The sequence below is a fragment of the Micromonospora sp. NPDC000089 genome (assembly GCF_042899365.1).
GTDB lineage: Bacteria > Actinomycetota > Actinomycetes > Mycobacteriales > Micromonosporaceae > Micromonospora.
The window spans coordinates 1-3,698 of record NZ_JBIAZT010000032.1 but is presented as its reverse complement, the minus strand read 5'-3'; the positions used below and the strand labels follow the sequence as shown (position 1 = coordinate 3,698).

Annotated in this window: 1 protein-coding gene; it reads right to left on the bottom strand. The window is 77.1% G+C overall.

Annotated features, from left to right (window positions below; genetic code table 11):
* A partial coding sequence (locus tag ACFY3U_RS27775) for an SDR family NAD(P)-dependent oxidoreductase (protein WP_387206938.1) occupies positions 1-3,698 on the bottom strand: 3,698 nt, incomplete at both ends.

Genomic DNA, 3,698 nt, shown 5'->3' with positions numbered 1-3,698 from the left:
CGGTCGAACGCCTCCGCGAACACCGGGAACGCCGCATACAACTCCCGACCCATACCCGCACGCTGCGCACCCTGACCGGTGAACAACACCGCCCGCCGACCCGACGACACCTCCCCCGCGACCACACCCGCGGCGGCCCGCCCGTCCGCGAGCGCCGCCAGGCCGGACAGCAGCGCGTCGCGGTCCGCGCCGAGCACCACCGCCCGGTGTTCCAGGGCGGCCCGCGTCGTCCCCAGTGACCAGCCGACCCCGGCCGGGGACGCGTCCTCGTGCCGTCGGAGGTGGTCGAGGAGGCGGACCGCCTGCGCCGCCAGCGCGTCGGACGACCGTCCCGACACCAGCCACGGCAGCACCGGCGGCGCGCCCGCCTCCGGAACGGCCGGCGGCTCACCCTCGGCCGGTGAGGGCGCTTCGAGGATCACGTGAGCGTTGGTGCCGGAGATGCCGAACGACGACACCGCCGCCCGCCGCGGCCGACCCGACTCCGGCCACGACCGCGCCGACGTCACCAGCTCCACCGCACCCGACGACCAGTCCACCCGGGTCGAGGGCCGCTCGGCGTGCAGGGTGGCCGGCACCAGGCCGTGCCGCAGGGCGAGCACCGCCTTGATCACGCCGGCGGCGCCGGCGGCGGCCTGGATGTGCCCGATGTTCGACTTGATCGACCCGAGCAGCAGCGGCTCGTGCCCGTCCCGGTCCTGCCCGTACGTGGCCAGCAACGCCTGCGCCTCGATCGGATCACCCAACGTGGTGCCGGTGCCGTGCGCCTCCACCAGGTCCACGTCGGCCGGCGACAGCCGCGCGGCGGCGAGGGCGGCCCGGATCACCCGTTGCTGAGCCGGCCCGTTCGGGGCGGTGAGCCCGTTGGAGGCGCCGTCGGAGTTGACGGCGGAGCCGCGCAGCACGGCGAGGACCGGGCGGCCGTCGCGGCGCGCGTCGGAGAGGCGCTGCACCAGCAGCACACCGACGCCCTCACCCCAGCCGGTGCCACCGGCGTCGTCGGCGAAGGAGCGGCACCGGCCGTCCGGGGCGAGGCCGCCCTGGCGGGAGAACTCGACGAAGGTGGCCGGCGAGGCCATCACGGTCACGCCGCCGGCCAGCGCCAGCGTGCACTCGCCGCTGCGCAGCGACTGGGCGGCCAGGTGCAGCGCCACCAGCGACGACGAGCAGGCCGAGTCGACGGTCATCGCCGGTCCTTCCAGCCCGAGCGCGTACGCGACCCGGCCGGAGAGCACGCTGGTGGCGGTGCCGGTGAGCAGGTGGCCGCCCACGTCCTGGTCACGGCCCATCGCCGTGGAGGCGTACCCCTGGAAGCTGGCGCCGGCGAAGACGCCGACGCGTTCCCCGCGAAGCCGGGCCGGGTCCATGCCGGCCGACTCGATCGCCTCCCAGGAGGTCTCCAGCAGCAGCCGCTGCTGCGGGTCCATGGCGGTCGCCTCACGGGGCGAGATGCCGAAGAAGTCGGCGTCGAAGGCGCCCGCGTCGTAGACGAAGCCACCCTGGCGTGGGAAGGAGGTGTCGGAGAGGCGGCCGGCGAGGAACCGGTCCCAGCCCCGGTCGAGGGGGAAGTCGGAGATGCCGTCGCGTCCGCCGGTGAGCAGTTCCCACAGCTCGGCCGGGTTGGTGACGCCGCCGGGGAGGCGACAGGCCATGCCGACGACGGCGATCGGGTCGCCGTCGACCGCGACGGCGGGGTCCGGGCCGTCGACCGTCGCCGGCGCACCGGCGAGCGTGGCGGCGAGGTGGCCGGCCAGGGCCGCCGGGGTGGGCTGGTCGAAGACGAGCGTGCTGGGCAGCGTCAGGCCGGTCTCGGCGGTGAGGCGGTTGCGCAGCTCGACGGCGGTGAGCGAGTCGAAGCCCTGGCTCTGGAACGCCCGGTCCGCCGCGACGGCGTCGGATGTCGGGTGGCCGAGCACCGCCGCGGCCTCGGCGCGGACCAGATCGAGCAGGTGGGTGTCGCGTTCGGCGGGGGTGAGCGCGGCGAGCCGGCGGGCGAGCGGGGACGGTCCGTCGGCCGGTGGGGCCTGGGCGGGCCGGGCGTCGGGGAGTTCGTCCAGCAGCGGGCTGCGCCGCTGTGCGGTGAACGTGGCGGCGAACCGGTCCCAGGCGACGTCGGCGACGACCACGGTGCTGTCGTCCCGGTCCAGCGCGCCCTGGAGGGCGGTGATCGCCAGGTTCGGGTCCATCGCGGGCAGCCCGCGTCGGGCCAACTGCTCCCGCGCCTCGCCGCGTTCCGCCATGCCGCCACCGGACCACGGTCCCCAGGCCACGGCGGTGCCGGTGGCGCCGCGGGCGCGGCGGCGGGCGACGAGCGCATCGGCGGCGGCGTTCGCGGCGGCGTAGCCGGCCTGCCCGGCGGAGCCCCACACGCCGGCGATGGAGGAGAACACCACGAACGCGTCCAGGTCCGGCAGCAGCGCGTCGAGGTACTCGGCCCCGTCGAGCTTGGCGCGGACGACGTCGCGCAGCTCGTCGCCGGTGATGTCGGCCAGCGGGGTGAACTGGGGCGCGCCGGCGGCGTGCACGACCGCCCGGACTGTTTCGCCGGCGGCGGCCAGGCCGTCGAGCAGCCCGACCAGTGCGTCCCGGTCGGCCACGTCACACGCGGCAACCGTCACCCGGGCGCCGCCGGCCCGGAGCCGGTCCGCGACCTCGGTCGCGCCCGGGGCGTCCGCGCCTCGCCGGCTGGTCAGCACCACATGCTCGGCGCCCGCGCCGGCCGCCCACTCGGCGACCCGCGCGCCCAGCGCGCCCGTGCCGCCGGTGACCAGCACCGTGCCGGAGCACCGGAACGTCCGGCGGGCGGGCTCGTCCGTGGCGTGCACCAGCCGCCGGACGAACACCCCGTTGGGCCGTACCGCCGCCTGGTCCTCGTCGCCGCCGGCCAGCATCCCGCACACCCGGCGCACGGCCCGGTCGTCGAGGTCGGCCGGCAGGTCGATCAGGCCACCCCAGCGGCGCGGCATCTCCAGCCCGGCGACGCGGCCGAGCCCCCAGGTCCCGGCCGCGTCCGGTTCGGCCTGGGTGTCCGTGGCGCTCACGGCCACCGCGCCCCGGGTCAGCCACCACAGCCGGCCGGTGACGTCGCTGTCGCCGAACGCCTGCACCGTGGCGAGCGCCGTCGCCGGCCGCGGGTCGAGCTGCGCCAGCACCCCGACGACGTCGCCGCCGGACGCGGCGTCGCGGAGCCGGCGGGCCGTCTCCTGACGGTCGGTGGGCGCGTCGAGCACCACCGGCACGACGTGGGCGCCGTGCGTGGTCAGGCCGGCGAGCAGCGGGTGGCCGGTCCCGTCGGGCCCGGTCAGCACCAGCCACGTCCCGGTCAGGCCCGGCGGGGGTACGGCTGTCAGGGGCCGCCAGCGCACCCGGTAGCGCCAGGAGTCGGCGGTGACCCGGTCCCGTCCGACCCGGCGCCAGCGGGCGAGCGCCGGCAGCAGGTCCCGCAGTGGCTGGTCGGCGGCGAGCGCCAGTTCGTCGCCGAGGCCGGTGAGGTCCTGCCGCTCGACCGCGCTCCAGAACCGGTCGTCGAGGGCGCCGCCGGCACTGCGCGTGGTGGGTGCGGTGTCCGGCCAGTAGCGCTGGTGTTGGAAGGCGTAGGTGGGCAGGTCCACGGTGGCCGGACGCTGCCCGTCGCGGGTGTACCAGGCCGCCCAGTCGATCCGGGTGCCGGTCACGTGCAACCGGGCCACGGCCGTGGT